Here is a 26,473-nt window from a genome sequence, read left to right as displayed (position 1 = left end):
CCTGCGGTTCGAGATGACAAGTAGTCTTCCCAATACCTGTGGGTAGAGCGTATTTTAAATAGCCATTTGCGGCTGATAGCCTGCCGTAAACATATTAACAATGCTGCGAGGTGTGAGTACGGTTACTATTTCATCTGCCGGTATTTCGAGGCTTGTTTTATAACCGGACGGTGTCCATAAATGTAAGGTGCCATTTTTAACAAGATAAGGCTCGGCTTCATGCAACACAAAAGTACCGTCGGGCAGGTAGGCAAGTTTTGCTTTGTAGGTTATCTTCGATTTATCCGCCGCTATCCTTTCCGAGTGAATGATCTCATCTATTTTGGTCACCGGTGTTTTTGGGTTAAAGCCATGCTGTGGGTTTCCTTTTAACCAAAATGATTTAAAGCGTTGATGATCTTTAAACCGGCACTGAAAGCATGGCCGGTGCCCGGCAGAAAACGCGGTGGCCTCATCCAAAAAGAAAAGCTCCGTCCAGCGGTCGGGCAGCATGATCTCGCGGTGCCTGCCCCTGAAACTCAACGCGCAGGTGATCCATGCCTTCAGCTTAAACGGCCGCGTAATTTGTTTATCCTCATTGTGGATCACACCCCGGTTACCCAGCCACGCCCCACGGGCAGCAGTGCTGAAGATATTTCCTTGCGGATCAACGCGGTTTTGGAGAGGCATGCTATTTACGTTCATCCGGGTGCCGGTAGAACTTTAATGTTTTGATGGCGGCCAAAAGAAGTTGCTGCTGTTCACGATTAAGATTATGCCCGCTGAGTTGAAATTTATCAATTGAGCTGCCCGCATTCCATAAACTATCAATATAAACACCCGTTGTTCCTATTCCTGGCCTTTTGGCAATAACCAATTTAGCTTTATAATTATTAATAACCGCCCATTGAATGTTGTTTCTTCTTACCTTTTCAAGGTTAATGCTATCGGCTTTACCAAAGTAAACAAAATGGCTGTTATGAGTGGTAGATAACAAGGTGTCTACCTTATAAATATTACCTTCCTTCACGGTATAATATTCAGTGTTATTGCCTTCCTCTAATGGGTCTGAATACCAGCCTAAATCAACGCCAATTAAAGTATTAGAATCGATACGAATCGCGCTTACATAAGAATCTATACCATTTACATTAACACGCTCCCAGCTTTCGGGTACCCGGATGGTGAAATATTTAAAGTCAAGTAGTTTGAAGCCATCTTTAGATGATGGCTCATTATTAGCGCAGGAGGCAAAATATATCGCGATTATAAAAGCGAAAAGAAAAGGACGTTTCATTAAATTAAAGGTTCGGTGCCATAAAGCTACATAAGTTTAGTGAGCTCTGCCTTTGTATCTATCGTAAAAAAGCTTCGTGTCTTTTGCGTCAAGTCTGCCTATAATTACCTGCACCGAACTTTTACTTATGTCGATGTCCGGCTGTAAATGAATATGCTCACGTGCACCCGCTGGAAGTTCTGTTACTTCATCCTGATTTAAGTCGGCTATTTCAATTAAAAGCTTAGCAAATGATCTCAGGCCTTCCGGGTCACCGTGAATTAATACGTCCTGCCACATTTCTATTTTCCCTTCAAATTCGTCTTTATTATCTGTAACAAAAATATCAAGGTGACCTGTAATCGGTGACTTATACTGCTTCATGTATCATTTTTTGTGAAGAATGATCTTTATGATCAAGGAGAGTAATATAAACAAAAAAGCCTCATGCATTCCCTATAGGAAACCTTTCTATTATAAATAACCTGCTTCATTAACATTATTAAACTTATATAAATAACTTACAGCCTTCTGCTGATCGCCAAGTTTATCATACAATTGCGAAAGCTCGTAATATATGTATCCGGATGAGGCCCGAGTTCTTTTATTAAAAACTGATCAACATTCAAAAGCCTCTCAGATACATCTGAGAAGCTTTTGAATGTCTGTAATATAAGGGCTTTCTCCTATTTACAGGCTTTCAACCTTCCGTTATTATCCCTCCGTTATAGCACCCTGTTTAGCTGTTTTGCCTAAACGAAATGCTGCAAGCAAATAATAAAAGGCCCCGAATGCGGCGTATCCGGCCAGGCTGCTGATGCCCTTTGTTGGGTCGTGTGCCAGGATGATAAAAGAAGTACCACCCAAGGTAGATTGCGCACCGCTGATAATCATGGGCCATTGGCCTCCTAAAAGTTTTCTGCGGCGTATGCCTAATATCAGCTGGATCAATCCTGTACCTATGGCCCAAATTCCGAAAACGATTAATGCTTCAGGAACGCCCCTTTGCAAAGCTATACCAACGGCGATAGCGGTAATACTGCTGATAAGCGCATTTACATATTGCGGCATCTTAGATGTGCTGCCGTTATTGGCGCGGATATCGAGGAAAGTGCCCACAACATCCCACAACGGATAAATTATTAATAATATGGAGGCAAACCCCGGGGACGTTTTTGCAAACAGCGCTACAAGAATAACCCATGTAAGCGAAAAGGCAGCGCGTATGAAATATAGTTTTCGTAATGATTTTGCAGTTTCAACAGCCTGTTGGGCTTGTGCTGCATTAAGTGAAGTGCTTGTTGTCATGATCTTTAAATTCTTTTTGTGATTCGTTATGTCAAAGGTGTAAAGCATTGGGCAGCACAATTTTCACTTAAGTGAAAATGCCATTTGAAATGACTTTTTGATTGCATTTGTTTTACGGTTGTAATTTTCACTTAAGTGAAAATGGGTGTGCCGTATTCCTGTTATATTTGAGTTGTTATATATAGATATCCCGTTCAGCATATTTAACAACCCGGTTGCTATGAAACACGAATTACCTTATTGGTACGAGCCGCTTAAAAGAAAATATCCCGTAGTAACCAACGAGGAATGGGCTTTGCTGCATAGTATAGCTACCGTTAAACACATCAGGAAGGGGGATGCTTTTTTAAGATATGGCAAGGTGGCACGCTTTTCGGCCTTTGTAATTTCGGGGTTATTCAAATTCTCTATTCTGGATGAGGACAGCAATGAGAAGATCATCAAATTCGGCTTCGCGAATGATTTTTTGGCCAATTGCGAAAGTTATAACAAAAGGGCGCCTTCTGCCGTGAGCATTACCGCGCTTGAAGATGCCGTTGTATTGAAGATCAACATTAAAAAACTGCAACCGCTTTACGATTTGCATTTGAATTTGCTGCATGTTAACCTCGATCTGTACCGCGAGATCTCCGAACAGCAATCAGAGCATCAGCATATCCTGTCGTTAAAAAGTCCGTTGGGGCGCTACCGCTACCTGCTTGAACGTAGGCCCATGATCATACAAAAAGTAACGCTTACCAACATCGCGCGGTACCTTTATATCAGTCGCGAAGCATTAAGCAGGGCACGGTTATCCATATCAAAGTAGCGCCGCTTATTTTGTGACTGAAATCACAAGTCCGTTTTGGCCTTGCAGATAGTTTTGGGGTAAAAAGTTATGAAGCAAAGCATGATCTTACTCCACGGGTTATTTGGCGGGTTAAGCAACTGGACCGACGTGGTGGCACATTTTGAAAACAAGTTTGATGTTTACGTTCCGGAACTGCCATTGTACCAAAAACACAAGGCTGATACGTTGGATTTCCTGGTGAACTTTTTGGAAACAATGATACACGCTGCCCAACTAAAAAACGTTATTCTCGTAGGCAATTCGCTGGGCGGGCACGTGGCTATATTGTACACTCACCGGCACCCGGGCAATGTTGCCAAACTGGTGCTCACCGGCAGCTCCGGACTTTATGAGAATATGCAGGTTGGCAGTTATTTAAAGCGCAGCAATAGCGCGTATATAAGAGAGCGGGTTGCCGCTACATTTTACGACCCGGCCATAGCCACCGACGAGTTGGTTGCGGAAGTAATGCAAGTAACCACTAATACTTACAAATGCTTATGCACTATTAAAGCGGCCAAAGCCACACAGCGTGAACAGGTGCTTGAGTTACTGCCCGAGATACAAACACCGGTATTGTTAATATGGGGTAACGATGACCATATTACACCGCCGGCTACCGCTTATCAATTTTGGGATAACTTGCCCAACGCGCAATTAATTATGCTACCAGCATGTGGACATGCCCCTATGATGGAAAAACCGGCGGCATTTAACGCCGTATTAGAAAGCTTTGTTAACTTACAACCAATTATACAATCATCCATATGACTACCGACAGAAACGATATTGTATTTCAGCACCTGAAAGATTTTGCCCCCTTGAACGATAAGGATATTAACGACAGCAAATCATTTTGGAAACCGCGAAAGATCAACAAGGGAGATTTCTTCAACATGCAAAGCATGGTTTGTAATGACCTCGGGCTTATTGTAAAAGGCATATTCCGTATCTATTATCGCGACCCGGATACCAGGGAGGATAAGAACATCTTCTTTTTCTCGGAAAATCAGTTTGTAGTGTCCTTCCGCAGTTTTGTATCGCGCAACCCATGTTGGTATTTTATTGAGGCGATGGAAGATTCGGAAATATTCTTCATTTCTTACCAGGATCTTAACAGTCTTTATGAAACCCACGCTAACTGGGCGAAGTTTGGCCGCTTGCTGGCCGAGTTGTTCTTTTCGGTAGCGCAAACCCGTACCGAAGAGTTCATCTTTTTCTCGCACGAGGAACGCTACATCAGGTTGTTGCAGGAGCACCCGGATATTATTGAGCGTATACCCGCGTATCATATCTCGTCGTACCTGGGTATTACCAACCCTTCACTAAGCCGTATCAGGAAGCGGATTGAGAAGAAAAAAGCGGAATAGGGTGTTTTAGACCAGTGGTGGAGTTATTTGAATTCAATGTTGATTAGTCATTATGAGGTCTGTTTTTTATACCTGTTATAAAAATGACCTGTGCCTTTCGCGTCAATTCTGCCTACAATTACCTGTACCGAGCTTTTACTTATCTCAATGTTTGGCCGTAAGTGAATATGCTCACGTGCGCCTATTGGAAGTTCTGTAGCATCCTCCTGGTTTAAATCGGCTATTTCTATTAAAAGCTTGGCAAATGATCTCAATCCTTCCGGGTCTCCGTGAATTAATACATCCTGCCATTTTTCTATTTTTCCTTCAATCTCATTTGCATTCTCTGCAACAAAAATATCAAGGTGTCCTGTAATTTGTGGTTCGTATTTCTTCATGAATTGTTTGCTTGTTTTTAATGGCGAATATATAAACAATAAAAGTTTCCCGGATTTTCCGGAGGGTGTTGGCAATCTCGATCTCCTTAATCCGTCATGCAGACCTACTGTTCTTCATTTAAACTGTTTATTATACTATCGCATTGATTATTAATAAATCAATTGTATTTTTATCTAAAACCATTATCATGATTAATCCAGGATCGCCAACTTCAGTTGAGGAAATAGAAAATGATATATTACGTGCACTTGATGTATATCATGGAATGGCTGTAAAACTGCATACCGTATATGTCATTTTAGGCTTGATAGCTATAATTTCATCTGTATTTGTCACTACATTTATTTCAGGGTCACTCAAATCAGCGATTCACAAAGGGGTCTTGCCATATATTTCCTTTATTGCAACTGCCTCCCTAACTTTAATAACAGCGTTTAATTTAGGAAACAAAGCAAACAACTGCCGGAAAGGATGGCGACATCTTCATTATGCATTCTCTCGGTATAAAGCTAATATTATTGAAATGCCAGAACTTCTAAAGGCGAGAGCAGAAGCTGAGATTATGCTTGGAGGAGTTGATTTTCAGTATACCCCCAAATAGTATTAGGAACTTTATTTTTCGACAACTAATAGTCGACCATAAACAAAAAAAGCCTCTCAGATTTCTCTAAGAGGCTTTCATTTTACTCAGGTAGCGGGAGCAGGACTCGAACCTACGACCTTCGGGTTATGAGCCCGACGAGCTACCAACTGCTCCATCCCGCACTGTGTTTTTATATGTTGCATTCCGTCATAACTTCGGAAAGGTGCTTCCAATTAGCGAAAATGCAAATAACATCTCCGTTTTTATTGGACTGCAAAGATATAATTCGTTTCTTTGCAGTCCAAATAATATTTTAAATATTTTTTTATGAGTCATAAGGCAGGTTTTGTAAGCATAATTGGTAAACCCAACGCGGGTAAATCAACCCTCATGAATAACCTCGTGGGCGAAAAAATGTCGATCATTACGCCTAAAGCACAAACTACACGTCACCGTATATTGGGTATAGTAAATCACGAAAACTACCAGATCGTTTTTTCAGATACGCCCGGTATCATTAAGCCGCATTATGCCCTTCACGAGAGCATGATGCACCAGGTAGAAGGCTCTATTGTTGACGCCGACCTTATTTTGCTGGTTACCGATATCAACGAAAAGCACGATGAGAACGATGTGATGGAGAAGCTGCAAAACTCATCGGCCCCGCTGGTGGTGCTGATCAATAAGATAGATCAGTCGAACCCCGACGCCGTAAACGAAAAAATTGCTTACTGGCAGGAAAAGCTGAACCCTAAAGCGGTTTTCGCTATATCAGCTCTGCACATGCCAAACGCGGCAAGCCTGCTCGATTTTATTATCGAGCACCTGCCCGAGCACCCGGCTTATTATGAAAAAGACGCGCTTACCGATCGTAACGACCGTTTCTTCGCATCTGAAATGATACGCGCGCAGATCTTTAAACAATACAAAAAAGAAATTCCGTATAGTGCCGAGGTAATAGTTACCGCTTTTGTGGAGGGCGAAAAGCTGCACCGCATCAGTGCCGAAATTATTGTGGAGCGCGATTCGCAAAAGAATATATTGATAGGCGAGGCCGGCAGTATGCTTAAAATAGTGGGCAAATACGCCCGCCTTGATATGGAAGAGTTCTTTCAGCGCAAGGTGTTCCTGGAAATGTTTGTAAAAGTAATACCCGACTGGCGCAGCAAAAAAAATTACCTTAAAAAATTCGGGTACGAATAAAATCAGTTGTATGTTATAGGTTGTGAGTTGCAGGTACTCATAATTTTTTAGCATCTAACATCATAATCAAAAATGGTTGTAATTTTGCGGTAACTACTCGCAACATACAACCCGCAACTTACAACAAAACAGAATGAGTAACATAGTAGCCATAGTGGGCAGGCCCAACGTAGGCAAATCAACTTTATATAACCGCTTAACCGAAACCCGCAAGGCCATCGTTGACGACTTTAGCGGCGTTACGCGCGATAGGCACTACGGCGTATCTGAATGGACTGATCATCACTTTACCGTGATTGATACCGGTGGCTACGTAGCCAACTCTGAAGATGTGTTTGAGGCCGCCATTCGCGAGCAGGTGGTTATTGCTATTGAGGAAGCCAGTGTGATCTTGTTCATGGTTGATGTAACTACCGGCGTAACCGATTTGGATGATGAAATTGCGTCGTTGCTTCGTAAAGGCAAAAAGCCGGTTTTTGTAGTGGTAAATAAGGTTGATAACCATGCCTTACAGTCTGACGCTACTTTATTTTACAGCCTTGGTTTGGGTGAGATCTACAACATTTCATCTATGACAGGTTCGGGCACGGGTGAACTGCTTGATGAAGTGGTAAAACACTTTGAAGATGAGTTTCCGGAAGAAAATGCCCTGCCTAAATACGCCATTGTTGGCCGCCCTAACGTAGGTAAATCATCTATTATAAACGCACTGCTGGGTAAAGACAGGAATATTGTTACCCCGATAGCCGGTACCACCCGCGATTCTATCCACATTCGTTATAACCAATACGGTCACGATTTTATGCTGATAGACACCGCCGGTTTGCGTAAGAAAACCAAGGTGAAAGAAAACATCGAGTTCTACTCGGTAATGCGTACCATCAAAGCATTAGAAGAGGCCGATGTAGTGATACTGATGATAGATGCCGTTGAAGGTATCGAATCGCAGGATATCAACATTTTCCACCTGGCCGAAAAAAATAAAAAGGGTGTGCTGATCGTGGTAAACAAGTGGGATTTAATTGAAAAGAACAACAAAACCGTTAAGGTATTTGAAGAGCAGATCCGCCAGAAACTTGCGCCATTCAGCGATGTGCCTATCGTATTTACCTCGGTAACCGAAAAGCAACGTGTACTGAAGGTAATTGATACCGCCAACCAGGTATACGAAAACCGCAGCCGCAAAATACCAACATCGAAGCTGAATGATGTAATGCTGCCGATTATCGAGAACTATCCGCCGCCATCAATAAAAGGTAAATACGTTAAAATTAAATACGTAACACAAATAGCAGGTACATCACCCATGTTCGCGTTCTTTTGCAACCTGCCACAGTACGTAAAAGAACCTTACTATCGTTTCATCGAAAACAAACTCCGCGAAAACTTCGAACTATCAGGCGCCACGGTGCAAGTGTGGTTCAGGCAGAAGTAGTTTTATTTTGATGTGCAGATGGATTTGATGTGCAGATGTGCAAATTAGCAGATGTGCAGATGATTTCTTGATGTAGTTTTACTCTCCTCGGAGGGGCGAGCGCAGGCCCGAGCAATGGCGGGGTGGGTTTCTACAATATAAAAGCTATTCCAATATTTTTCTGAAAATCAAAAATAGCGGGGCATCGGTTACGATAGCCCCGCTATTCGCTTATACGGCACAGGCATTAGGCTCGGGGCCGGTATCGCTGCTATCGGGTTTAGTTAGGGGAGGTGCCTGTGCTTCAATTAATATCGCATAAACCCACCCCGCTACCGCGCATGCCCCACGCTCGCCCCTCCGAGGAGGGAAAATCTGCATCGCCTCATCATCTGCACATACTCATATCTGCACATCTGCTAATTTGCACATCTGCACATCAAATCATCTACACATCAAAACATCATCTGTAACATTCCACACTTTCGCGCGTCAAAACCATATATTAAATACTAAACTTATGCGCTACTTCCTTTGCTTTTTGTTTCCGCCGGCTGCCGTGTTAACTACCGGTCGCATTGGCGCCTTTATATTGAGTATCATCCTTACCCTGTTCTTCTGGATACCGGGCATTATACATGCTGTACTGGTAACGCAGGATTATTACGAAGCCAAACGTCATCGTCGCCTGGTTCGCGAGGTAAGGCGCAGTCACCGGTACTCGTGGTAATACTACGCCTGCTTGCAGGCTGCAATTAAAATAGATTTTGTTGCAGCCTGATGTCGCTGGTTATGCTGAACATGCCGCCCATGGCTACATAAGGCAATATAAAGCCGTTTTTATACCACAACGCGTTCGAGCCATCCGAGAACGACGAACTCCGAAGGTTCTTTTTCGATAATATCTCCATGCTTTTCCATTCGCCGGTTTGCATATCAAGCGTGCCGTGTATGGCCCTTATCGATGTCATCCCATCCTTATCGTTAGCTATCACATGAAGTGTATTCTTATCAGCATAGTAACCGGTTGGTACCACTATCATGGTGTAGCTGCATTGTGTTGGCATTACCTGCTGAAATTTTTGCTTAAGGTTGGTATCATAACCGTTAATAATAATACTTTGCTCAACACCCCACGCGCCAAGCTGCCCCTGTTCAAAATGCTTGTTTGATACAGCCACCAGCAAGGTGTTATTTAATTCCCTGATATAGCGCACCTCAACATTATTAAACGAACCGAATTCAGGCTTGTCAACATCTTTATTAGGCTTTACAAAAACTTTCTTAATCTCTTTGATATGGTTTCTGTCAAAAACCTCTGAGATGATCTGTTTGGTTTTTTTGGCAAAATCAAGTTTCGCTACAGCAAGCTGAATATCCTTTTCGTAGTTCTTGTGCATAATGCTGAAGTAAACCACGTTACGGTCAGCTTCCGAAGCAATGGTTTTGATGTACCTGCCCGGCATACTTTTATCGGCACTCGTGGGCAGGTCAATATCCTGGCTCAACACACCCGACGGTACTTTAGCGCCCGCGTTGTACCTGTTTACTTCAATGGTGTTATCACCTTTAAAAACCGACACAAAAAGATCGGCATCGTAATTACCGGCTGTTTCAATAATGGTACCATCGCCAATAACGGGTTTAAAGGCCGATGCTATATCTAAACGCTCGTTAAGCTCAAAAACTGTGAGATCTGTTGTTTTATCATAATTTGTTTTGGTGCGGCTAAACGAAAACATGGCCCGCTTCATATTGCTCTGGCGTATCACCATCCTGAAATAGGTACCATCGCCGGTATAGTAATTGGCTATGGTTTCGTAATATTCGCCCTTGCCTTCATATATTGTTTTCTCAATTTTTGATTTGCCGGTTTTGGGGTCAATTAAAAAGCCTTTATAAACACCGTTAAAACCTCTTATTTCGCCATGCTTTTCGGCGGCTATGGCTAATATTTTTCCTTTAAATTTTCCGCATGATATGGCATAACCGTTAAGGGTGGTTTTCCACAAAATGTTCATCTTGTCGTCAATAGCTACCAGGTCGAACTTTTCGTTATTGAGGTTAATTTGCATCACGCTGATGTGATCATCCCAGCTAAAGGAGTCAGCTATGCCTTTTGTATCATTAGCAAAATCTTTGTTTACGGGTGGTTCGCTTTGCGCGGAGGTTAAAAATGGCAGAAGTGCCAGTACTGCGTAGAGTAATAGTTTTTTCATGTAATAAGGGGTTAATTACGTGCCCAAATATAACAGGCTTACAGCGATATACTGCAAGCCTGTTATATTATGTATACATTAAATTTTACTTTAGCGCGAAGGCACCGCTTCCTTAGCATTCTCCGGGAAATAACCCTGATCTATCAGGAACAATTTACCATCCTTAAAATAGTAAAAGCGAAAGCTCTCATAAAGAGGCTCTTTATAAACCTTGCGGTAGGCCGATGCTTCAACAACATTGGCGTAACGATGCTGTTTTTTAAACTGCGGTTCGCTCATGCCCAAAATAGCTTCGGGTATTTTACAGCTAACTAAAACGCAAAGGGCAAGTAATAAGGGTAGTATTTTTTTCATACAAATAAGATGCATAATCGCCCATAAGGTTTAACTATGCATCTTATTCTTATTTATTTCTTCACCCAGCCGTCCTTCAAGGTAACGGTGCGGTTAAACACCAGCTTGTCGGCGGTTGAATGTTTATCTAAAGTGAAATAGCCTTTGCGGATAAACTGATAACCTTTACCGGTTACAGCAGTAGCCAGATCGGGCTCAATATATCCCGGAATCACCTTTAAACTATCCGGATTAATGTAATCTTTAAAGTCGCCATCCTCGTTTGATGGGTCTTCAACCTTAAACAACCTGTCGTACAAACGGATATCGGCGGTTTTAGCATGCGGTACGCTCACCCAGTGAATGGTACCCTTTACATTGATGCCGCTGGTATCGCTGCCCGATTTTGATTCGGGGATGTAGGTACAGTGTATTTCGGTTACGTTGCCATCGGCATCCTTCACAAAATCCTCGCATTTAACAATGTAGGCATTTTTAAGGCGCACGCTAAGGCCAACACCTAAACGGAAGAATTTCTTCGGCGGAACTTCCATAAAGTCTTCACGTTCAATCCACAGTTCTTTGCTGAATGGTATATCACGACCGCCCTCGCCGCCTTCAACCTCGGGGTTGTTTTCGCCGTGCAGTATTTCTGTTTGCCCTTCGGGATAGTTGGTGATGATCAGTTTAACCGGATCAAGCACGGCCATACGGCGCCACGCGGTTTTATTAAGGTCCTCGCGGATGCAAAATTCCAGCAGGCTTACGTCTATCATGTTCTCGCGCTTGGCTACGCCGATGCGCTCACAAAAATCGCGGATACTGGCAGGAGTATAACCACGGCGGCGCAAACCGCTGATGGTTGGCATACGCGGGTCATCCCAATCCTCTACATGGCCTTCCTCTACCAGTTGCAGCAGCTTGCGCTTGCTCATTACGGTATAGTTAAGGTTAAGGCGCGCAAACTCGTACTGATGCGAGGGGAACAAGCTCAACTGCTCAATAAACCAATCGTAAAGGGCACGGTGTGGCACAAACTCCAGGGTGCATATCGAGTGGGTGATCTGCTCAATGGCATCTGATTGGCCATGGGCGAAATCATACATTGGGTAAATGCACCAGGCATCGCCGGTACGGTGATGGTGTGCATGTTTAATGCGGTACATCAGAGGGTCGCGCAGGTGCATGTTTGGCGATGCCAGGTCGCCTTTGGCGCGTAATACTTTAGCGCCATCCGGGTATTTACCGGCTTTCATATCGGCAAACAGTTGCAGGTTTTCTTCTACACTGCGGCTGCGGTATTGGGTAGGCGTACCGGGTTCGGTAGGCGTACCTTTTTTGGCGGCAATTTCTTCGGCGGTGCTATCGTCAACATAAGCCAGGCCTTTGCTGATGAGGGCCACGGCAAAGTCGTATAGCTTATCAAAATAATCCGACGCGTAAAGCTCTTCGGCCCATTCAAAGCCCAGCCATTTTACGTCGGCCTTTATGCTGTCAACATATTCAACATCCTCTTTAACAGGGTTGGTATCATCAAACCGCAGATTGGTTTTGCCGCCGTATTTAAGTGCCAAACCAAAGTTAAGGCAAATAGATTTGGCGTGGCCTATATGCAGGTAACCGTTAGGCTCGGGCGGGAAACGGGTAAGTACCCGGCCGCCGTTCTTACCGGCACGTATATCTTCTTCAACAATTTCTTCTATAAAGTTTAATGATCTTTCTTCGCTCATGAGTATTATTTACAATAGCAAAGTTAACTTAATTGCGAAAAAAACGAGAATTTATGTAAGGTGACTGTTTTGCTTGCGTTACGTTAGTGATTGTTCTGCCTAAATTAAAAAGGGCAGAAGGGGTAGGCTTTTAATTTATTAGTAGTGTTGCAAGTATTTAAGCTTAAGTTTTAATAATTAGGGCATTGCCTGCGGCCCGGGCTTTCCGTTACAAGCCCTCGCGTTTCCCTCCGCTCCGGGGACCCACTCACACGCTGCGGGCTTTTCACTGCAATCCCTAATGCGGGTTGTAGCCGTCAATTTAAGAATTGCTCAATATTGACTCACCCCGACATCGCTGCGCTCGTCACCCCTGCTCTGCTGCGCAAAGAGGGGTTATAGTTTTATTCTTATTTTATTCATCCATCTTTGCGCAGCAGAGAGGGTGGTCCAGCGAAGCGTAGACCGGGTGAGTTAACTATGTGGTTTGCTTTGCCTAAGGATCTGTTTTTAACTTTTTATCCTTAAGTTGCCGGGCATGCTAATGCGGGTAGATTGTAAACAAAACAGGAATGTCGTTATTAGAAAAAATGCGATGCAACGTTCAGTTGCGAATCAAATTTTCTATTACATTTACAAAATACCAAACGGTGTAGCAGCCCATGAGCATAAACCCATTTAACCGCCCAATCCGCGTTTTAGTTGCAAAAGTAGGGCTCGACGGGCACGACCGCGGCGCACGCATTATTGCTACAACTTTGCGCGATGCCGGCATGGAAGTGATTTATACCGGTCTGCGCCAAACGCCCGAAATGGTGGTAAATACCGCCTTGCAGGAGGATGTTGATGCCATTGGTATTTCCATACTCTCCGGCGCGCACATGACGGTTTTCCCGAAGATCCTTAAACTGGTAAAAGAGAAAAATATGGATGATGTGCTCATTACCGGGGGAGGGATCATTCCGGCAGATGACGCGGCGGTATTAAAGCAAATGGGGGTAGGCGAACTGTTTCCGCCGGGTACCAGCACGCAGGATATTGTGCAATATATAACCGCATGGGTGCATGAGCACCGTAATTTTTAATTGAACAAAAATGGGTTTCGAAAATATATTATCAGAACAAAAAGGTCGTATACAGTACATCACTATTAACCGCGAAAGCAAACTGAACGCATTGAACAAGGCCACCTTAGCCGAGTTACACGTAGCAATTACCACCGGCTTTAATGATGAGGGCATTGGCGGTATAATAATCACCGGCGCAGGCCCAAAGGCTTTTGTAGCAGGTGCTGACATTGCCGAATTTGCCGCTTTGGATATAGCCGGGGGGCGCAATATGGCGCTCGACGCGCAAACAAAAGTATTTGATATTATTGAAAATGGTAACAAACCGGTGATAGCAGCCGTAAACGGGTTTGCACTTGGTGGCGGCCTTGAGCTGGCTATGGCCTGTCATATCCGCATAGCGAGCGATAATGCTAAGCTGGGTTTGCCCGAAGTAACCTTGGGGCTTATACCGGGCTACGGCGGTACACAGCGTTTAACACGCCTGGTTGGCCGGGGCAAAGCGCTCGAAATGATCATGACGGCAGATATGATCAGCGCGGCCGAAGGTTATCAATATGGTTTAATAAACCATGTGGTAAGCCCCGCCGAACTGCTGCCAAAGGCAGAAGAGCTGCTGAATAAGATTTTATTACGCGCTCCGCTGGCCATTGCATCGGCAATTAAGGCAGTTAACGCGGCCACTTTGCCGGGCGCACAAGGCTTCGAAACCGAGATAGATGAGTTTTCGAAATGTTTTGGTACAAGCGATTTGAAAGAAGGAGTAAACGCGTTTTTAGAGAAGCGCAAAGCCGATTTTAAAGGAAAGTAATGTATGTTTTTACATATATTAGCTTTTTGAAACCTTTAGTTAATATTTTCAGAATATAATAATAAAGGGCGGGTACGTATATTTACCTGTTGTAATACTAATTTTCCGATATGAAGAAAATACTCATCATTGATGATGAAGTTAATGTTGCGTTACTGTTGTCGAAATTTTTGACACGTAATGGCTTTGATGTTGAAACGGCGTCGAATGGTGCCAGTGGGATGGATTTTTTGAAAAACAACGAGTTTAATCTTGTTTTGTGCGATTACCGTTTGGAGGATACTGATGGGCGAGAAATATTAAAGAACATCAAAACCCTTTACCCTAAAACCGGGGTAATTATCATTACCGGCTATTCGGATATTAAAATGGCTGTTGAGCTTATTAAGATGGGGGCGTATGATTATATCACCAAGCCGCTGTATCCTGATGAGATATTGAACACCATTAACAAGGCTATTGAAACCCAGTACGCCTTGCAGCAGGAGGATGAAGATGTAGCCGCCATCCCCGAAAAATCAAAAACAAATAAAAAGCAGGTTTTAGCCGGCGAATTTGTGGTAGGCACCAGCCGCCCCTCAAAAGAACTGGTTAGGCAGATAGAACTGGTAGCGCCAACCAACTACAGCGTTATTATATTGGGCGAAAGCGGTACGGGTAAAGAGGCGGTTGCCAAAAGCATCCACCTGAGCAGTCCGCGCCATAACAAACCCTTTATTGCAATGGATTGTGGTTCGTTAACCAAAGAGCTTGCCGCGAGCGAATTCTTCGGGCATGAAAAGGGTTCATTTACCGGCGCGCTGTATACCAAAATTGGTCACTTTGAAATGGCTAATGGCGGTACCCTGTTTTTAGATGAGGTAGGTAACCTATCATACGATATACAGGCAGCCCTGCTGCGTACCGTGCAGGAACGTAAGGTAAAACGCATAGGCAGCACCAAGGAGATCGACTTGGATGTGCGCATTATTGTGGCGACCAATGAGAATTTGCAGGACAGTATTTTAAAAGGGCGTTTCCGTGAGGATTTGTACCACCGCTTTAACGAGTTTGGTATTTACATGCCGCCGCTGCGCGATCGTGGTAACGATATTATGCTGCTGGCCGAGCACTTTTTAAAGATAGCCAACGAAGAGTTGAGCCGCGCGGTAAGCACATTCTCGCCCGAAGTGGTGGAGTGCTTTTTAAATTACCGCTGGCCGGGTAACATCCGCGAGTTAAAGAATATTGTGCGCCGTGCCGCCCTGCTTGCCGAAGGTGATGAAGTGCCGTTGAAAGCATTACCGCTCGAAATATCGAACTATAAAATGCCGGCGTTTGAGGCTTACAGCCCTAATCCGCATAGTTTTAACCATGGGCAGCACCAGCAAACGGAAGCGCCGGAAGTAAAAGAGCACCCTAAACACGATTTAAAAAATGCCGCGTTAGAGGCCGAATATGAAACCATATTACGTGTACTGCGCGAGGTGAACTTTAACAAAACCAAGGCTGCCGAAATTTTAAAGATAGACCGCAAAACCTTGTATAATAAAATGAAAGCCATAAATTTGGGCAAGTAAGTATATAAATGATGGATGAGGCTGCTGAAAAATACAATGATTCGCTAAGGATGTTAAGGCATGATATCAACAATCAGCTATCCAATATTCACCTTTGTCTCGATCAGTTAAATTATGAGGTGCCCGATCCATCGCCCGATTTTACCTTTTATGTAACCACCATTATGGCCAGTTGCAAAAAGATAGAAGAGCTGCTGAAAAGCGAATAACAAACACGACCAATTTTAACAGGAATTATACTTAAACACTAAAAAACTTTTTAGTGTTTTTTTGTTTAATTGATAGTTCCTCCGTTCAATTATCCTGCATGTCGATTTTTAATTATAAGCAACGCAATAACATTGTATTAGTAAGCATTGTGCTGCTGGGCTGTTTTTTGGTTTACGCGTTAAGCGGCCTGTTCAGCGCCATACTGGGCGCTATTGTATTGTTCACCATTTTCAGGCCGTTGTACCTGTACCTTGTGGAAAAGAAGGGCTGGAACGGCACCTTTGTAGCCTTGCTGCTTATCTTCCTGTCGCTAACGGTAATTATCATCCCGTTCCTGCTGCTAAGCTTTATGGTGATCGGTAAAATTGCCAGTCTCAATAGCAATACCTTCCCTATTGAGCAATGGTTAAAAAAGATAGATGCCTTTGCCGGCTCAAACCTCAACCAGCCCCACTTTGCCGAAAACACGCTGCAAAAGCTAAGCACCTATACTACCGATCTGTTCCCATCTATACTGGGCAGCGCAGCCAATATTATTATCACCCTGCTGGTGATGTACTTTTTACTGTACTTTATGTTTGTACAGATGCGTCAATTCGAAGCAGGTTTACTGAGGTATGCGCCCTTCCGTGAGCAGCATGCCCTGAAGTTCGCTGTCGAATTACGGCACTCTACCTACTCCAACGTATTAGGCCAGGGAATTATCTCGATAGTTCAGGGCGCGTTACTGGCCAACGGCTTCTGGATCTTCGGTATACCCGATCCTGTATTTTGGGGAGTGATAGGTACGTTCATTTCCTTTTTACCGGTGGTAGGCGCGCCTACGCTTACTATCCCGGCAGGTATTATCCTGATGTCTGACGGGCATAGTTTGAAAGGCGTTATCCTCATAGCTTACGGGGTGTTATTCATCGGCAATATTGATAATGTATTGCGGATGATCATCAACAAACGGATAGCCAATACGCATCCCATCATATCGGTTATTGGCGTATTTATCGGCCTGCCGCTGTTCGGTATTTTGGGGCTGGTATTCGGGCCGCTGCTGCTATCGTACTTTTTATTGCTGCTGGAAATATATCAAACCAACCGCATGGCTGCCGACCGGCTCGACCGCATACGCACCGGCCCCGATAATTAGCGATTTTTTTGACCGCCCAATAAACTATAAATGTTAAAATTGGGTTATTACAAAAAGAAATTCATGCTAAATTGGCCGAAAACGTAGGTTTGGCAAGATATTTAAACGATTTTTAAAACAAATGTTCAACTTAAAAATTTATATGATATGAATGATAACACAAAAACAGTAGTTGCTTTGCTGGCAGGATTAGCAGCAGGCGCGGCATTAGGGTTGTTGTTTGCTCCTGAAAAAGGATCAGAAACGCGCGATAAACTGAGCGAATCATTAAAAAACTTAGGTGATTCTATCAAAGATACCGCCGCAGCAGAAATTGATAACCTGGTTGGTTTTAAAGACAGGGTTGTTGACAACATTAAAACTAAAATAAAAGGCGCTGAGCAAGAATACCAGGACGATCTTGAGCACGCATAATTAAAACATAAATTTAACTAAGCGCCGGGTAATGTTATCCGGCGCTTGTAAATAAATTACATGGAAGCTAATAAAGATACAACACAACCCATTATTGATCAGCTTAAGGAGTACGTTGAAACGCGTATTAAGCTGGCCAAATACAAGGCTATTGAAAAAGGATCGTCAATAGCATCAAGTATTATTATTGATTTAATAGTGGTTGTTATTGCAATAGTGACTTTCTTATTTGCAAGCTTCACCCTTGCCCTGTTCCTGGCTGATGTTTTCCATTCTTACTGGAAGGGTTTTGGTACTGTTGCAGGTTTTTATCTTTTGTTGGTAATTATCATTCTGGCTGCCAAACGCAGTTTTGAGCGACCAATTATGAACGGCTTCATCAAAAAATTCTTTAAATAACCGGCAATGACAAGTATCACCATCAAAAGTATCGACGACCTTCGCAGCGAGATATCAAGGCTTGAACTTGCTGAAACGCAGCAGGCGGCATTATTAAAACAACGCTTCAGCAGTCCTTCGGCGCTGTTTGCCACCGCGTTAACCCTGTTCCCAAAATCCGCAACTGCCGACGGCATTAAGAGCGCGGGCTTTTTTAAGCAGGATTTTGTAGGCTTGATATCGCGTTTTGTATTGCCTGTATTGCTTAATAAAACCTTCTTCCGTAAATCAAACTTCCTGGTAAAAGCATTGGTGGGGGTGCTGTCGCAAAAAGCATCGGCCTATGTTAATGAAGATACCGTAACCGGTGTTTGGGGCAAGCTGAAATCGTTGGTGGGTAATATCCATCTCGGTAAAAAGAAACAAGAACCCGAGCCCGACCCAAGGATACCGCCGCTAAGCGAAACCTACTAAGCATAAAATTTTACGCCATTTTTCGCCGGGCTTAACATAAAAGTTATTTTTGCACTTTATTATATTTAAGTGGGAAAAGATAAACTGAGGCGTTTTGCCGAGATAGCTACCTTTAGCAATGTGTTTGAGCTGGAAGCCGGCAAAGTATTAAAAGGCCAGTGGGCTGCAAATTTCTTTAAGAACAGTAACCCTGTTGTGCTTGAACTGGCCTGTGGTAAAGGCGAATATTCTGTTAACCTTGCCCAATTGTTTCCCGAAAAAAACTTTATTGGGGTTGATTATAAAGGTAACCGTATATGGCGCGGCGCTAAAACCGCGTTGGAAGAAGGCGTTGATAACGTAGCCTTTTTACGTATACAGATAGAAACCATTATCGAGTACTTTAACAAGGGCGAAATTGACGAAATATGGATCACCTTCCCCGACCCGCAACCGCAGATAAGCCGCGAAAAGAAACGCCTTACCTCACCGCGTTTTTTAAACATGTACAAGCAAATACTTAAACCGGGCGGCTGCATCAATCTTAAAACCGATAACGATGGTTTTTATGCCTACACCGCCGAACAAGTTGAAGAACAAGGCTTAAAAGCGCATATCAAAACGGAAGACCTTTACCATTCGGAGTTTGCAGATGAAGTATTATCTATTAAAACTTATTACGAAAAGAAGTATCTTCAGCATAATAAAAACATCAACTACATCAAATTTTCATTTGAATAAAACCCATGGCCGACGATAATTTTTTTGAACGGGTATATGAAGTGGTTCGGCAAATTCCTGCCGGGCGGGTTACCTCTTATGGTGCCATAGGCCATTTCCTGGGTTCAAAAAGATCGGCACGCGTGGTAGGTTACGCCATGGGGGCAGCAGGCGGTGCACAGCCCCCTGTACCGGCACACCGGGTAGTGAACAGCCAGGGTTTGCTTACGGGCAAATTCCATTTCCCAACGTTCGACCTTATGGAACAGATGCTGGCCAGCGAGGGTATAGTTGTAGAAGACAACAAGGTACAGAACTTCAAAACCGTATTCTGGGATCCATCTATTGAATTACTGTAAGATGGGTAGCACACACAAATAATCCAAACCATTAAGGCAACACGTGTGTTTGAATCAAAAACACATCGCCATGAAACACAAACTTTTAACAGCCTGTTTATGCGCTACGTTAGCACTGGCGGCATGCGGCGGCGCTCCCGACAGTAACGCCGGAGATACATCGGTTGCCACCGACAGCCCAAAGATCGACACACCAACTACTTCTACAACAAATACACCCGCGGCGACGGATACCCCGGTAAAGGTTAACCCGGCCGATACCACGGTATCAGATACCGCCAAACCGGGACCGATCCATTAATATTAATTAAGGCTCCTGGTTCGAGTTTCTAAAGCGTGTGTGATTGAGTACAATTAGCAATACCACTCGCCCCCGGAACCTGAAACCTCGAACCTGATAATACCGGAATATTTTGGTTAAATTTGAGTAACCAATTATTCGCTGTATGGAAAGCATTGCTCCATATATTTCCAAAAACAAAATTCGTTTTGTAACTGCTGCTGCGTTGTTCGACGGGCACGATGCCACCATCAACATTATGCGGCGCATCTTGCAGGCATCGGGGGCGGAAGTAATTCACCTGGGACATAACCGCTCGGTTGATGAGGTGGTGAACTGCGCTATACAAGAGGATGTACAGGGTATCGCCATTACATCGTACCAGGGCGGCCATATCGAATATTTTAAGTACATGTACGATCTGCTGCAACAACGCGGTGCAGGGCATATCAAATTATTCGGTGGTGGTGGCGGGGTTATTCTTCCGCACGAAATTGCAGACTTGCAGGCCTACGGCATCAGTAAAATTTACTCGCCCGATGATGGACGCACCATGGGTTTGCAGGGCATGATCAATAACATGTTGGAGCAATGCGATTTCGCTACGCGCATCAGTCTAAATGGCGAGCTAAAACATCTGCCCAAAAAAGACGCTGGCTCGATTGCCGCCTTAATCACGCTGGCAGAGAGTGGAAAGAGTGACGCCCAAACACTTTCAAAAGGCAAGAGCATTAATCACACGCCGGTGTTAGGTATTACCGGGACAGGCGGAGCAGGCAAGTCGTCGCTGATTGATGAATTTGTACGCCGTTTTTTGCGGCATACTGATAAAACTCTGGCCATTATTTCTGTCGACCCATCTAAACGCAAAACAGGCGGGGCTTTACTGGGCGACCGTATCCGGATGAATGCTATTAATAATCCGCGGGTATATATGCGGTCGCTGGCTACGAGGCAGGCTAATTTGGCTTTGTCGGGTCACGTGCAGGAATCGATAGATATTTGCCGGGCGGCGGGCTTCAATCTCATTATCGTAGAAACATCGGGCATAGGGCAGTCAGACACCATGATTACCGATCATTGTGATGTATCGCTCTATGTAATGACGCCCGAATTTGGCGCGGCTACCCAGCTGGAAAAAATAGACATGCTTGATTTTGCCGACATTGTAGCCCTCAATAAATTTGATAAACGTGGCGCGCTCGATGCCATACGCGATGTGCGCAAACAATATAAACGCAATCACCAGCTATTTACCGCTAAAGACGAAGACCTGCCGGTGTATGGCACCATGGCTTCGCAATTTAACGATGTGGGTATGAATAGCTTGTTCACCGCTATTATAAATGCTATCAAAATAAAAACAGGCGCTGACCTTTTTGGGAAGGATGGTGATAAAACGCCCTACGCCGCTTCAAATACAGGGAAGGCATACATCATTCCGCCCGAACGCACACGTTACCTTGCCGAGATAGCCGAGAGTAGAACAGCTTATGCCGATTGGGTGGATGAGCAATGTACTATAGCACAGCAAATGTATGGGTTGAATATTACACGGGGCCTCACCCCGGCCCTCTCCAGGGGAGAGGGGGTAAGCACCCAACAAGACAAAGTCCTCTCCCTTGGAGAGGATTTAGGTGAGGCATTGCAATCGCTTTATAAAAATTTAGAAACCCGTCTTCATCCGGATTGTAAACGTTTGTTAAGCGGATGGCCCGACACTATGGCTAAATACAAGGCGGAAAACTTTATTTATAAAGTGCGTGATAAAGAGATCAAGCAGCCGTTGTTTTATACTTCGTTGTCGCAATTACAGATCCCTAAAATAGCTTTGCCCCGGTATGAACCCTGGGGTGATATTTTGCGCTGGCTACTTACCGAAAATGTACCGGGCGAGTTTCCTTACACCGCCGGGGTGTTTCCGCTAAAGCGGGAAGGGGAAGACCCAACCCGCATGTTTGCCGGTGAGGGCGGGCCGGAACGTACTAATAAGCGTTTTCATTATGTGTCGCTCGGGCAACCTGCGCACCGGTTGTCTACCGCTTTTGATTCGGTTACGCTCTACGGCGAAGATCCGCATATCCGCCCCGACATCTACGGCAAAATTGGCAATGCGGGGGTAAGCATAGCCACGCTGGATGATGCCAAAAAATTGTACTCGGGGTTTGACCTGTGTCATCCATCCACCTCCGTATCCATGACGATCAACGGCCCTGCGCCAATGCTGCTCGGCTTTTTCATGAACGCTGCTATCGATCAGCAATGCGAAAAATATATTGCAGAACACCAGCTTGAGCATTTGGTGGAAGCTAAGTTTAAGGAATTATATGATGATAGAGGGTTGGCAAGGCCTGGTTATGGGGGCCTCGCCCCGGCCCTCTCCAGGGGAGAGGGGATAAAGAACGTGCAAGATAAAGTCCTCTCCCTTGGAGAGGATTTAGGTGAGGCTAAACCAACCACCCTTCCGCCCGGTAACAACGGCCTCGGCCTGATGCTGCTTGGTTTAACAGGCGATATGGTTTTGCCTGCCGATGTTTACGAAAAGATAAAGACCTATACCCTGGCTACCGTACGCGGCACCGTTCAGGCTGATATTTTGAAGGAAGATCAGGCGCAAAACACCTGCATATTTTCTACCGAGTTCGCTTTGCGGATGATGGGCGATATACAGGCTTACTTTATTGATAGCAAGGTGCGCAACTTTTATTCGGTATCTATTTCGGGGTATCATATTGCCGAGGCTGGTGCAAACCCGGTTACGCAGCTGGCTTTTACACTCTCCAACGGGTTTACTTATGTGGAGTATTACCTGAGCAGGGGCATGCATATTGATGATTTCGCGCCTAACCTGTCGTTCTTTTTTAGCAATGGTATCGATCCTGAATATTCGGTGATAGGCAGAGTGGCCCGGCGTATATGGGCGAAAGCCATTAAAAATAAGTATAAGGGGAACGAGCGTTCGCAAAAGCTGAAATACCATATTCAAACCAGCGGACGATCATTACACGCCCAAGAGATAGATTTTAACGATATCCGCACCACGCTTCAAGCTCTGTACGCTATATACGATAACTGCAATTCGCTGCATACCAACGCGTACGACGAGGCTATTACCACGCCAACGGAAGAATCGGTACGCAGGGCGATGGCTATCCAACTCATTATTAACCGCGAACTTGGTTTGGCCAAAAATGAGAATCCCTTGCAGGGCGCTTTCATTATTGAAGAGCTGACCGACTTGGTAGAAGAAGCAGTAATGATTGAATTTAAAAACATCAACGAACGGGGCGGTGTACTGGGCGCCATGGAAACCATGTATCAGCGCAGCAAAATACAAGAGGAGTCGTTGTACTACGAAACCCTCAAACACAATGGCGATTACCCTATTGTCGGCGTAAATACTTTCCTCGATAAAAAAGGTTCGCCAACCATTACACCCGGCGAGGTGATACGCGCTACCGAAGACGAAAAGCAACAGCAGATAACTAACCTGCAAGCATTTCAACAACGCAACCAGCATCGAGCTGCGGAGTTATTAAGCGATTTACAAACAGCAGCCATCAATGGCGATAATATCTTTGCAAAGCTAATGGAAGTGTGTAAATACTGCTCGCTCGGGCAAATATCAAATGCGCTATACGAGGTTGGTGGGCAGTACCGGCGGAATATGTAGAAGCAGAGAAGCACAGTTTCCCGTATTTTTAAAACTCAACATAACAGTATATAAAAAGGATCTTTATCCTTGCTCAACCAAACCCGGAACCCCGAACCTGAAGCCCCGAAACTCACAAAAAACCTCATTACCCGAACCCGATAACTAATAAAAAAATAATTCTAACTTTACCGCACTTTTAAAAACTAACAAAATGGCTTATAATTTATTAAAAGGCAAAAAAGGGATCATATTTGGCGCGTTGGATGAAAATTCGATCGCCTGGAAAACTGCCCAGCACTGCAAAGCAGAAGGTGCCGAAATTGTATTAACCAATGCGCCGATCGCATTACGTATGGGTGCCATCAATAAACTGGCCGAAGAAATTGGTGCACCGGTTATTCCGGCTGATGTTACCAGCGAAGAGGATATTGAAAACCTGTTCATCAAATCAAAAGAGCATTTTGGCGGTGGTGTTGATTTTGTGCTGCACTCTATCGGCATGAGTATCAACGTACGTAAAGGCATTCACTATACCGAAAATAACTACGATTTTACCCACAAAGGTTTAGATATATCAGCCATCAGCTTACACCGCGTATTAAAGATCGCTTTAAAGCATGATGCTATTAACGAATGGGGATCAGTTGTGGCTTTAACCTACATTGCTGCTCAACGCATATTCCCTGATTATAATGATATGGCCGATGGTAAAGCTATGCTGGAAAGCATTGCCCGTAATTTTGGCTACCACTACGGTGTTAAAAAGAACGTGCGTATCAATACCATCTCCCAATCGCCAACCCGCACTACCGCAGGTTCGGGCATTAAGGGCTTCAATGGCTTTATTGATTATGCCGAAAAAATGAGTCCGCTGGGTAATGCCACTGCTGATGCCTGTGCAGACTATATCGTTTCCCTGTTCTCTGACCTTACCAAAATGGTTACTATGCAAAACCTCTTCCACGATGGTGGTTTTTCATCAACCGGGGTTACCCAGGCGGTTATCGAACAAATGGAAAAAGAATAATCATATTCCACATAAATGCAAAAAGCCATCCGGTGTACGGATGGCTTTTTTTTTGCATTTATTAACGTTATTGATTACTGTTGTGAATCAACAAATACTGCCTTAATTAAACCTGTTGGCGGGGCGCTGGTAAGCGGGTTACCATCAGAGTCTTCAGCATCAATTTCAATGCTACCTGCCTTGTGGGTATAGCTGTATGAAACACCTTCGTAAGTTTGTGGTATTTGTTCGTAAACACCATTATCACCTCTTGAAAAATAAACCAGTACCGCGCCGTTATCGTTAAAATAATTATCAATTTCAGGAGTGCTATAGGTTACATAGTAAATACCGGTAGATGAATTACGTTCCCACTTATCAAGGTTAAACAATACAGTTTTATTTGGCTGAACAATTTGGGTGATTTCTTTACGGCATGATGAGGCTAACAAGCCCACACTTAGTAACAAAACGAGAGTTAATATTTTTTTCATAATACATGTTTTTTATATTTATAAGAACAACTAAATAAGGAAAGGTTTAATTACTTTTAACATTAATTATACTAACCAATACCTTATTTATGTCCCTCAGGATATTATTAACGTTAATATTGTTCTTTCCTGTATGCTGCTTTGCCCAATATAATATCTCAGGTAAGGTATATAACGCGGTAGATAATAGCCCTTTTCCTGATGCCAGTGTGTTCCTGAGCAATACCACTATAGGTGCCCGCAGCAATGTTGACGGTTCATTTTTTATTAATGATGTAAAGCCCGGAAAATACACCCTGGTGGTATCGGCCGTTGGTTTCGAAAGCCACACCGAGGAGATCATGCTCGACAGGAATTTCAGCCTGCGCGATGTAAAATTGCTGCCCAAAAGCACCGTATTACAGGATGTTACCATTAAATTTGATGCCGCCCGCGAGAAACGGCTTAAGCTATTCACCCAGGAACTTTTAGGCTGGAGCGAAAACGCCAAAGAAACCAAAATACTCAACCCCGAGGTAGTCAGTTTAAAGATAGATAAGGACAGCGTGCTCACCGCATCGGCAGACGACTATATCCAAATAGAGAACAAAGCGTTGGGTTACAACATCAAGTACTTGTTAAAGGTATTTTCGCTGCAATTGAAAACCGGATTGGTATCATACACCGGCGAGTATAAGTTTGAAAAGATGCAGGGCACTTCATCCGAAGATCACCGCTGGGAGAAACACCGTAAGGAAGCCTATTTGGGTTCGCCCAAGCATTTCTTCCGCTCGCTGATTGCCAATAGTTATAAAAAAGACGGCTTTACGGTTTATAAAGTAGTGCGCGAACATAAACCCTTATTTGTGGATACCAACTTTGTTAAAAGTTTGATCGTTAACGATTCGCTCATCCGCGTAAAAGATGATACCAACAGTTACCGGGTAGTGGTGAAGAAAGACACCGTGAAGTACAATAAAAAGAACCCGCCGATGGAGAAATTGCGCATCATCGATCCGCAGTTGACAGCAAAAGAAATATACAGCCCGACAGATCAGCCCGGGATATACGCGCTCCGTTTTGATGATCTGCTGAAAAATATCATGTTTGTGATATACACCAAAAAACTTACCATGAACAGCGCTTACGAATTTGTGAACCGTCGCCGGTTCCTGATTGACCGGCCAACCACCTTTGTAGCATTTACCAAGCCTTATGCCTTGTTCGATAGCAACGGCATTATCACCAGCGCGGGCAGTATCGCCTACTCCGGCGATTGGAGCGTAACCCGCGTGGCCGACCTGCTGCCGGTAGATTACTGGCCAAATGAATAACCCAAAACCAAA

Annotated in this window: 30 protein-coding genes and 1 tRNA gene; 21 read left to right on the top strand and 10 right to left on the bottom strand. The window is 44.1% G+C overall.

Annotation, left to right across the window (positions count from 1 at the left end):
* Positions 1-54 precede the first annotated feature (54 nt).
* From AC07NA_RS24240 to AC07NA_RS24225, 4 genes are all read right to left on the bottom strand, one after another.
* Positions 55-669 carry a hypothetical protein gene (locus AC07NA_RS24240; protein ID WP_494900450.1) on the bottom strand — a complete coding sequence of 205 codons (615 nt, stop codon included), beginning with the start codon at positions 667-669 and terminating at the stop codon, positions 55-57.
* 1 nt (position 670) lies between these two features.
* Positions 671-1,276: a hypothetical protein gene (locus tag AC07NA_RS24235; protein ID WP_494900448.1), complete on the bottom strand. Its 606-nt coding sequence runs from the start codon at positions 1,274-1,276 to the stop codon at positions 671-673.
* Between the two features lie 36 nt (positions 1,277-1,312).
* Positions 1,313-1,639 (bottom strand): Imm32 family immunity protein, encoded by a 327-nt coding sequence (locus AC07NA_RS24230; RefSeq protein ID WP_494900446.1) that lies wholly within the window; start codon positions 1,637-1,639, stop codon positions 1,313-1,315.
* 330 nt (positions 1,640-1,969) lie between these two features.
* On the bottom strand, positions 1,970-2,563 hold the full coding sequence (locus tag AC07NA_RS24225; RefSeq protein WP_494900444.1) for a hypothetical protein: 594 nt from the start codon (positions 2,561-2,563) through the stop codon (positions 1,970-1,972).
* Between the two features lie 220 nt (positions 2,564-2,783).
* Between AC07NA_RS24225 and AC07NA_RS24220 the strand changes: the two genes are divergently transcribed.
* The 3 genes from AC07NA_RS24220 to AC07NA_RS24210 all read left to right on the top strand — a co-directional run bounded on the left by AC07NA_RS24220 (position 2,784) and on the right by AC07NA_RS24210 (position 4,762).
* Complete coding sequence (locus AC07NA_RS24220; RefSeq protein WP_494900442.1) at positions 2,784-3,371, top strand: Crp/Fnr family transcriptional regulator; 588 nt, start codon at positions 2,784-2,786, stop codon at positions 3,369-3,371.
* A gap of 81 nt (positions 3,372-3,452) precedes the next feature.
* Entirely contained in the window at positions 3,453-4,163 is a 711-nt protein-coding gene (locus AC07NA_RS24215) for an alpha/beta fold hydrolase (protein WP_494900440.1), read from the top strand.
* Positions 4,160-4,762 (top strand): Crp/Fnr family transcriptional regulator, encoded by a 603-nt coding sequence (locus tag AC07NA_RS24210; protein WP_494900438.1) that lies wholly within the window; start codon positions 4,160-4,162, stop codon positions 4,760-4,762. The genes AC07NA_RS24215 and AC07NA_RS24210 overlap by 4 nt, the downstream gene beginning before the upstream one ends.
* 50 nt (positions 4,763-4,812) lie before the next feature.
* Here the strand turns inward: AC07NA_RS24210 and AC07NA_RS24205 are convergent, their stop codons facing one another.
* Positions 4,813-5,139 carry an Imm32 family immunity protein gene (locus tag AC07NA_RS24205; protein WP_494900436.1) on the bottom strand — a complete coding sequence of 109 codons (327 nt, stop codon included), beginning with the start codon at positions 5,137-5,139 and terminating at the stop codon, positions 4,813-4,815.
* 188 nt (positions 5,140-5,327) lie between these two features.
* Here AC07NA_RS24205 and AC07NA_RS24200 point away from each other — a divergent pair, with 188 nt between their 5' ends.
* Complete coding sequence (locus AC07NA_RS24200) at positions 5,328-5,741, top strand: hypothetical protein (RefSeq protein ID WP_494900435.1); 414 nt, start codon at positions 5,328-5,330, stop codon at positions 5,739-5,741.
* A gap of 91 nt (positions 5,742-5,832) precedes the next feature.
* Here the strand turns inward: AC07NA_RS24200 and AC07NA_RS24195 are convergent.
* A tRNA-Met gene (locus AC07NA_RS24195) sits at positions 5,833-5,905 on the bottom strand.
* A gap of 145 nt (positions 5,906-6,050) precedes the next feature.
* Here AC07NA_RS24195 and era point away from each other — a divergent pair.
* The 3 genes from era to AC07NA_RS24180 all read left to right on the top strand — a co-directional run bounded on the left by era (position 6,051) and on the right by AC07NA_RS24180 (position 9,070).
* Positions 6,051-6,926, top strand: a complete 876-nt coding sequence (gene era / locus AC07NA_RS24190) for a GTPase Era (RefSeq protein ID WP_345213365.1) — start codon at positions 6,051-6,053, stop codon at positions 6,924-6,926.
* Between the two features lie 133 nt (positions 6,927-7,059).
* Positions 7,060-8,361 carry a ribosome biogenesis GTPase Der gene (gene der, locus AC07NA_RS24185; protein WP_494900434.1) on the top strand — a complete coding sequence of 434 codons (1,302 nt, stop codon included), beginning with the start codon at positions 7,060-7,062 and terminating at the stop codon, positions 8,359-8,361.
* A 499-nt stretch (positions 8,362-8,860) separates the two neighbouring features.
* The gene (locus tag AC07NA_RS24180) at positions 8,861-9,070 is read left to right on the top strand and encodes a YqaE/Pmp3 family membrane protein (protein WP_494900433.1); all 210 of its coding nucleotides are present in this window, start codon (positions 8,861-8,863) and stop codon (positions 9,068-9,070) included.
* A gap of 25 nt (positions 9,071-9,095) precedes the next feature.
* Here the strand turns inward: AC07NA_RS24180 and AC07NA_RS24175 are convergent, their stop codons facing one another.
* From AC07NA_RS24175 to AC07NA_RS24165, 3 genes are all read right to left on the bottom strand, one after another.
* A complete protein-coding gene (locus AC07NA_RS24175; protein ID WP_494900431.1) occupies positions 9,096-10,559 on the bottom strand; it encodes a hypothetical protein in 1,464 nt (487 codons plus the stop codon).
* 90 nt (positions 10,560-10,649) lie between these two features.
* Positions 10,650-10,913 carry a hypothetical protein gene (locus AC07NA_RS24170; RefSeq protein ID WP_494900430.1) on the bottom strand — a complete coding sequence of 88 codons (264 nt, stop codon included), beginning with the start codon at positions 10,911-10,913 and terminating at the stop codon, positions 10,650-10,652.
* 53 nt (positions 10,914-10,966) lie between these two features.
* Positions 10,967-12,622: a glutamine--tRNA ligase/YqeY domain fusion protein gene (locus AC07NA_RS24165; protein WP_494900429.1), complete on the bottom strand. Its 1,656-nt coding sequence runs from the start codon at positions 12,620-12,622 to the stop codon at positions 10,967-10,969.
* A 641-nt stretch (positions 12,623-13,263) separates the two neighbouring features.
* Between AC07NA_RS24165 and AC07NA_RS24160 the strand changes: the two genes are divergently transcribed.
* The 13 genes from AC07NA_RS24160 to AC07NA_RS24100 all read left to right on the top strand — a co-directional run bounded on the left by AC07NA_RS24160 (position 13,264) and on the right by AC07NA_RS24100 (position 24,675).
* Complete coding sequence (locus AC07NA_RS24160) at positions 13,264-13,686, top strand: cobalamin B12-binding domain-containing protein (RefSeq protein ID WP_494900427.1); 423 nt, start codon at positions 13,264-13,266, stop codon at positions 13,684-13,686.
* Positions 13,687-13,696: 10 nt separating this feature from the next.
* Positions 13,697-14,479, top strand: a complete 783-nt coding sequence (locus AC07NA_RS24155) for an enoyl-CoA hydratase/isomerase family protein (protein ID WP_494900425.1) — start codon at positions 13,697-13,699, stop codon at positions 14,477-14,479.
* A gap of 110 nt (positions 14,480-14,589) precedes the next feature.
* Entirely contained in the window at positions 14,590-16,038 is a 1,449-nt protein-coding gene (locus tag AC07NA_RS24150; RefSeq protein ID WP_494900423.1) for a sigma-54-dependent transcriptional regulator, read from the top strand.
* Between the two features lie 8 nt (positions 16,039-16,046).
* Entirely contained in the window at positions 16,047-16,247 is a 201-nt protein-coding gene (locus tag AC07NA_RS24145; protein ID WP_345213376.1) for a hypothetical protein, read from the top strand.
* 98 nt (positions 16,248-16,345) lie between these two features.
* Entirely contained in the window at positions 16,346-17,389 is a 1,044-nt protein-coding gene (locus AC07NA_RS24140; RefSeq protein ID WP_494900421.1) for an AI-2E family transporter, read from the top strand.
* A gap of 147 nt (positions 17,390-17,536) precedes the next feature.
* Entirely contained in the window at positions 17,537-17,803 is a 267-nt protein-coding gene (locus AC07NA_RS24135; RefSeq protein ID WP_345213378.1) for a YtxH domain-containing protein, read from the top strand.
* A gap of 60 nt (positions 17,804-17,863) precedes the next feature.
* Positions 17,864-18,202, top strand: a complete 339-nt coding sequence (locus AC07NA_RS24130; RefSeq protein WP_494900419.1) for a phage holin family protein — start codon at positions 17,864-17,866, stop codon at positions 18,200-18,202.
* Positions 18,203-18,208: 6 nt separating this feature from the next.
* On the top strand, positions 18,209-18,655 hold the full coding sequence (locus tag AC07NA_RS24125) for a hypothetical protein (protein ID WP_345213380.1): 447 nt from the start codon (positions 18,209-18,211) through the stop codon (positions 18,653-18,655).
* Between the two features lie 69 nt (positions 18,656-18,724).
* The gene (gene trmB, locus AC07NA_RS24120) at positions 18,725-19,375 is read left to right on the top strand and encodes a tRNA (guanosine(46)-N7)-methyltransferase TrmB (protein ID WP_494900417.1); all 651 of its coding nucleotides are present in this window, start codon (positions 18,725-18,727) and stop codon (positions 19,373-19,375) included.
* A 5-nt stretch (positions 19,376-19,380) separates the two neighbouring features.
* Positions 19,381-19,713, top strand: coding sequence for an MGMT family protein (locus AC07NA_RS24115; protein ID WP_494900415.1), 333 nt, complete (start codon positions 19,381-19,383; stop codon positions 19,711-19,713).
* Between the two features lie 70 nt (positions 19,714-19,783).
* Positions 19,784-20,014 carry a hypothetical protein gene (locus AC07NA_RS24110; RefSeq protein ID WP_494900413.1) on the top strand — a complete coding sequence of 77 codons (231 nt, stop codon included), beginning with the start codon at positions 19,784-19,786 and terminating at the stop codon, positions 20,012-20,014.
* Positions 20,015-20,159: 145 nt separating this feature from the next.
* On the top strand, positions 20,160-23,666 hold the full coding sequence (locus AC07NA_RS24105; protein WP_494900411.1) for a methylmalonyl-CoA mutase family protein: 3,507 nt from the start codon (positions 20,160-20,162) through the stop codon (positions 23,664-23,666).
* A gap of 193 nt (positions 23,667-23,859) precedes the next feature.
* Positions 23,860-24,675, top strand: a complete 816-nt coding sequence (locus AC07NA_RS24100; RefSeq protein ID WP_494900409.1) for an enoyl-ACP reductase FabI — start codon at positions 23,860-23,862, stop codon at positions 24,673-24,675.
* Positions 24,676-24,749: 74 nt separating this feature from the next.
* Here AC07NA_RS24100 and AC07NA_RS24095 read toward each other — a convergent pair whose 3' ends face one another.
* Positions 24,750-25,148, bottom strand: a complete 399-nt coding sequence (locus tag AC07NA_RS24095; RefSeq protein ID WP_494900407.1) for a hypothetical protein — start codon at positions 25,146-25,148, stop codon at positions 24,750-24,752.
* 89 nt (positions 25,149-25,237) lie between these two features.
* On the opposite strand from AC07NA_RS24095, the gene AC07NA_RS24090 reads away from it, so the two are divergent.
* Entirely contained in the window at positions 25,238-26,461 is a 1,224-nt protein-coding gene (locus AC07NA_RS24090; protein ID WP_494900406.1) for a carboxypeptidase-like regulatory domain-containing protein, read from the top strand.
* Positions 26,462-26,473 lie beyond the last annotated feature (12 nt).

This window comes from Mucilaginibacter sp. GW821-FHT07G05 (assembly GCF_059418565.1).
This window is presented reverse-complemented; position numbering and strand designations above follow the sequence as displayed.